The following is a 5,148-nucleotide window of genomic DNA, read 5'->3' on the forward strand; positions in this document are numbered from 1 at the left end:
TTGCGCGTGTAGTCCGCCACCAACTGCTCGGCGACGAATTTCTGGATGCCGTAGCTGGTCTGCGGCGTCGGCAGCGTCTGGTCGGTGATCACCGTCGGCAGCGGTTGTTCAGGCGAATCGCCGAAGACCGCGAGCGAGCTCGAGAACACCAGTGTCGGCACGGTGCCGACCCGGCGGCAGGCGTCGAGCAGGGCATTCGTGGCGGCGAAATTGCTGCGCATCCCGAGGTCGAAATCGGCCTCGCATTCGCCGCTGACCGCGGCGGCCAGGTGGAAGACCAGCGCGGTGCCCGGCGGCAGCACGCGCTCGGGTGCGCTGGCGAGCAGTTCATTGAGGTCGCCGACCACCGCGGCGACGCGCGGATCGGCCGCGAGGTCGGGCGGCGGCGCTGCGCGGTCGACCAGGGTGATCGCCGTGATCGATGCGGGGAGGGCTCCGGCGAGTGAGCGTTGCGCGCCGGCGAGCAGGGTGCGGGCCAGCCGGGCGCCGACGAATCCGGCGCCGCCGGTGATGACGATGTGCATGTGCGAGAGCCTTCTTGGGAAGGCGAGTCTAAGCCGAGGCCGGAGCGCCCCCGCGGCGACGGCGCATGAAGGCTTCGATGGCTTCGAACAGCGCCTCGCTCAGCAGCGCCAGCACCGCGGCCGGCACCGCGCCCGCGACCAGCAATTGGCGGTCATTGAGCGCGAGCCCGGTCACGATGCGTTCGCCGAAGCCGCCGGCGCCGATGAAGGCGGCGATGGTGGCGGTGCCGATCGCGATGGTGGTCGCGGTGCGCACCCCGGCCAGCAGCGTGGGCAGCGCCAGCGGCAGCAGCACCACGCGCAGGTTCTGCCCGCCGGTCAGGCCCAGTGCCGTGCCGGCCTCGCGCAGGCCGGCGGGCACTTCGGCGAGCCCGGTCACGGTATTGCGCATGATCGGCAGCAGCGAATAGAGCGTCAGCGCGATCAGCGCCGGCAGCGTGCCGATCACGCCGAGCAGCGAGATCAGGATCGCCAGCAGCGCCAGCGAGGGGATGGTCTGCAGCAGGCCGGTCAAGCCCAGCACGAGGGCGCGCAACCGCAGGTGCGCGAACACCGCGATCCCCAGCGGCACGGCGATCAGGATCGCGACGCCGACCGAGATGGCGACCAGCAGCAGGTGCTGGCGAGCAAGCCGACCCAGGTCGGGGCCGAACAGCTTGGCCATGAAGCCGCGGGCCGCGACGTCGGTCGCGGCGGCGGCCTTTGCTCCGGGCTGCCCCGCCGCCAGGAAATCGCGCGCGATGACGTCGAAGGCCACGCCCTGCAGTTCGGCGCGCGCGTTCATCGCGATCATCGAGCGCTCGTCGATGCGGCCCCCGAGCCTTTGCAAGGCGGCCCAGGCTTCGGGAAGCCGCGTCGGCAGGTCGAGCCGGTACAGCAGCACCGCGTCGTAGCGCGGGAAATAGCGCCGGTCGTCCTCGAGCACACGCAGGCCCAGGTGGTCGATCTTGGCGTCGGTGGTGTAGATGTCCATGACGTCGATCTGCTTCGCCGCGATCGCCTCGTAGGCCAGTCCGTGGTCCAGCCCGGTCGGCGTCTGGCCGAAGCCGTAGCGCGCCGCCAGGCCCTGCCAGCCGTCGGCGCGGCCGATGAACTCGTTCGAGAGGCCGAGCCGCAGCGCCGGATGGCCGGCCAGGTCGCTCAGGGTGCGCACGCCGAGCCGCTCGGCGTCGGCGGCGCGCATGGCGAGCGCATAGCCGTCGTTGAAGCCGAGCGGCACCGCCACGCCGAGGCCGAGCGGCCGCAAGGCGGCGTTCATGGCTTCGAGCGTCATCGATGGCGAGCCCTTGAGGATCTCCAGCGCGATGGTGCCGGTGTACTCGGCGTAGAGGTCGATCCCGCCGGAGCGCAGGGCCTCGTAGACGATGGCCGTGTTGCCGAGCCCCTGCCGCACCACCGGTGTGACCGGAGTCCGGGGCGCCGCGGTCTGGGCCAGCACCTCGGCCAGGATGTAGGACTCGGTGAAGCGCTTGGAGCCGATGCGCAGCGGCTGCTCCTGGGCGGTCGAAGCCAGGGCGGCGCAAAAGAGGGCCAGGAAGGCCAGGGCGGCGAGCCACCTGCGACGAGGCAATTGCATCGGGCCAGTGTATCGGCGCGCGAAGATGCCCTTCTCCTACAGCCGATGGTGCGTCGTGCTGATGCTGCCCGGCACCCAGGCCAGCCATAGTGGGCGGATGCTGATCAACTATGTCCGCCACGGTCAAGGAAAGCCTCTGCTGCTGGTGCATGGACTGGGCAGCAGCTGGCACACGTGGCAAACCATCCTCCAACCTCTGGCCGCCGAACGCGCCGTGGTGGCGATCGATCTCCCGGGTTTCGGCAAGAGCCCGCCGCTGGCGGGCGAAGTCTCGATGCAGACGCTGGCCGCTGCGGTGGCGCAATTCCTGCGCGAGCACGATCTGCTGGGCACCGATGCCGTCGGCAGTTCGATGGGCGCGCGGCTGGTGCTCGAGCTGGCGCGTCGCGGCGAGGCGCTGGGCACGGTGGTCCTGCTCGACCCGGGCGGCTTCTGGGCCGGATGGGAGCGCCTGGCGTTCCAGGGCGCGATCCGCATGTCGATGCGCCTCGCGCGGACGCTGAAGTTCGCGATGCCGTCGATGGCCGCCCATGGGTGGTCGCGATCGCTGTTTCTGGCGCGGTTCTCGCCGCGCGCTCACCAGCTGTCGCCGGCTCTGGTGCTGGAGGAAATGCGCAGCTACGCCTCGGCCCGGTCCTTCGATCCGATGCTGAAGGATTGCATGCGCGGGGCGCCGCTGGAGGGCGCGCCCCGCGGGCGGATGCGCAGGCCGATGGTGATCGGCTGGGGCCGCCTCGATCGCGTCTGCCCTCCCAGGCAGGCAACACGCGCGCAACAGCTGTTCCCCGATGCGCGGCTGCACTGGTTCGAGCGCTGCGGCCACTACCCCCATTGGGATGCGCCGGAAGAGACGGCGCGGCTGATCCTCGAGACCACGGCCGACTGAGCGATATCGCCTCCGGCAAGAAGTGAAAAAAGCAATGGCCAAGGATCCGCAGGCGATGCCGCTTGCCGAAGCGCACGGCGCCCGCGAATTGCTCTGCGTGACGGTCGAGAGCTACAGCCTCCAGCTGCGCGACAAGGACGGCTTCATCGGCGACCAGGCCAGCCAGACCGCCTTCCGGCAACTGCTGGAGCGCTGGCGCCAGCGCCGTCGGCGCAAGGGCAGGGACCCGCTGGGCGGCGTCCATTCGAAGGACCTCGGCAAGCGGGAACTCGACCAGGCGATCGGCCGGAGCAAGGCGTCCGAGGCTTCGGACATGCTTCACGGCGCGATCGAGGCGTTCGCGCAGGAGCTGGCCTGGGTGATCGAACGCTTCCTGCGCCAGCCGTCGTGGGCCGGCGTGGAGCGGATCGTGATCGGCGGCGGATTCCCGGGCAGCGACGTGGGCGAGCGCGCCGTGCTGCAGGCGGCAGCCATGCTGCAGGACCTCAAGGCGTCGGTGGAACTGGCCCGGATCTGCCACGAGCCGGACGACGGCGGCCTGCTCGGCTGGGTGCACCTCGTGCCGCCGCCGGTGCTGAAGGGYCACGACGCCATCCTCGCGCTCGACATCGGCGGCACCAACGTGCGCTGCGGCATCGTCAAGCTGCGCAAGAAGCGCGCGCCCGACCTGTCGAAGGCCAAGGTGATGCGGCGCGAGAAATGGCGCCACGCCGACGAGCGACCGAGCCGCACGCTGCTGATCGACCGCCTGGCCGAAATGCTCGAGGCGCAGATCCGCTACGGCAGGAAGAAGGGCATCCGCCTGGCGCCCTTCATCGGCATCGCCTGCCCGGGGCTGATCCGCAAGGACGGCTCGATCTCGCGCGGCGCGCAGAACCTGCCGGGCGACTGGGACAGCGACAACTTCCACCTGCCGAGCGAGCTGTGCAAGAAGATCCCGGCCATCGCCGGGGCGCCGACCGTGGCGCTGCTGCACAACGATGCGGTGGTGCAGGGCCTCAGCGAATTGCCGTTCATGCGGGACGTGAAGCGCTGGGCGGTGCTGACGATCGGCACCGGGCTGGGCAATGCCAGCTACACGAACAAGCCGAAGTAGGCACGTCGATCGGGCCGCCGCATCGGCGGCCGCGACCGACCGCCGTCAGCCGAGTTCCCGGCCGAAGAAGCGCAGCGTGCGGTCCCAGGCGAGCTGGGCCCAGACGGCGTCGTATTGCGTGATGGGGATCCGGCCCGGGCCTTGTGCGGTTTCGTTGGCGAAGCCGTGATGGGCCTGGTAGCGATGCCCTTCATAGCGCACGCCCGCCGCGCTCAGCTTCTCTTCGAGGGCATCGACGCCGGCGATGGCGAACGCCGCGTCCTGCGTGGCCCAATGCGCCATCAGCGGCACGGTGATCTTCGAGGCATCGACATACTCCAGCGGCGGGTAGCCATACCAGATCACACCGGCATCGGCCTCGGACGCCATCGACGAGGCCAGCAGGGTCAACGCGCCGCCCATGCAGTAGCCGGTGACGCCCACCTTGCCGCCGCGCGCCTTCAGATACTGCAGCGCGCCGCGCACGTCCTGCGAGGCCGCGTCGGCGAAGTTCAGCCCGCTCATCAGATGGTGGGCTTCCTCGGCCTCGACGGTCTTCTTTCCGCGATAGAGATCGGGCACCAGCGCGGTGAAGCCGGCTTGCGCGAATCGCTGGGCCACACCGAGGATCTGGTCGTTCAATCCCCACCACTCCTGGATCACGACCACCGACCCGAAGGCCTTTTCGGCCTCGGCCAGATAACCTTGCACTGCGCCGCCATCCGGGCGCTTGAATTCGATCATGGTTCCCATGAGTCTCTCCTGATGTTGGGGTCAAGACAGGGAGTATCGGACATGGGGCATGTTCGCGTGCATCGCTCAAAGCTGGAAGGCGATCGTGAGCAGCAGCCCCTCGGCAACGTCGCGCAGCAGCCCCGGCGTGCGTGCCCGGTAGGTCTCGCCGGCCGAGGCGGTGGTCTCGATCCATTGCGCCAGCCAGTCGATCTCGGCGCGGCCGTAGAACACCACCGCCGCCTCGTGGTTGAGCAGCAGGCTGCGCAGGTCGAGATTGATCGAGCCGCACAGCGCCAGGTCGTCGTCCATCACCACCGCCTTGGCATGGGCCATGAAGGGCAGCATCCTGAAG

Annotated in this window: 6 protein-coding genes; 2 read left to right on the forward strand and 4 right to left on the reverse strand. The window is 69.7% G+C overall.

Features of this window, described 5'->3' with window-relative positions:
* Together AC1D2K_RS29365 and AC1D2K_RS29370 are read right to left on the reverse strand one after the other, a co-directional pair.
* A partial coding sequence (locus AC1D2K_RS29365) for an NAD-dependent epimerase/dehydratase family protein (RefSeq protein ID WP_478093296.1) occupies window positions 1–524 on the reverse strand: 524 nt, incomplete at its 3' end.
* 28 nt (window positions 525–552) lie between these two features.
* A complete protein-coding gene (locus AC1D2K_RS29370; protein WP_478093298.1) occupies window positions 553–2,100 on the reverse strand; it encodes an ABC transporter permease/substrate-binding protein in 1,548 nt (515 codons plus the stop codon).
* Window positions 2,101–2,125: 25 nt separating this feature from the next.
* Here AC1D2K_RS29370 and AC1D2K_RS29375 point away from each other — a divergent pair, with 25 nt between their 5' ends.
* Window positions 2,126–2,986 carry an alpha/beta fold hydrolase gene (locus AC1D2K_RS29375; protein ID WP_478093300.1) on the forward strand — a complete coding sequence of 287 codons (861 nt, stop codon included), beginning with the start codon at window positions 2,126–2,128 and terminating at the stop codon, window positions 2,984–2,986.
* A gap of 34 nt (window positions 2,987–3,020) precedes the next feature.
* Entirely contained in the window at window positions 3,021–4,082 is a 1,062-nt protein-coding gene (locus AC1D2K_RS29380; protein ID WP_478093302.1) for an ROK family protein, read from the forward strand.
* Between the two features lie 45 nt (window positions 4,083–4,127).
* Here the strand turns inward: AC1D2K_RS29380 and AC1D2K_RS29385 are convergent, their stop codons facing one another.
* Complete coding sequence (locus AC1D2K_RS29385; protein ID WP_478093306.1) at window positions 4,128–4,805, reverse strand: dienelactone hydrolase family protein; 678 nt, start codon at window positions 4,803–4,805, stop codon at window positions 4,128–4,130.
* Between the two features lie 75 nt (window positions 4,806–4,880).
* The coding region (locus AC1D2K_RS29390; RefSeq protein ID WP_478093304.1) for a phospholipase D-like domain-containing protein at window positions 4,881–5,148 on the reverse strand (268 nt) is incomplete at its 5' end.

Source organism: Variovorax sp. P1_H12_2 (assembly GCF_056405335.1).

Excerpts from the sequence above, each read along its gene's own strand:
- AC1D2K_RS29370 (WP_478093298.1), bottom strand. The coding sequence starts at position 2,100 with ATGCAATTGCCTCGTCGCAGGTGGCTCGCCGCCCTGGCCTTCCTGGCC.
- AC1D2K_RS29375 (WP_478093300.1), top strand. The coding sequence starts at position 2,126 with ATGCCCTTCTCCTACAGCCGATGGTGCGTCGTGCTGATGCTGCCCGGC.
- AC1D2K_RS29385 (WP_478093306.1), bottom strand. The coding sequence starts at position 4,805 with ATGATCGAATTCAAGCGCCCGGATGGCGGCGCAGTGCAAGGTTATCTG.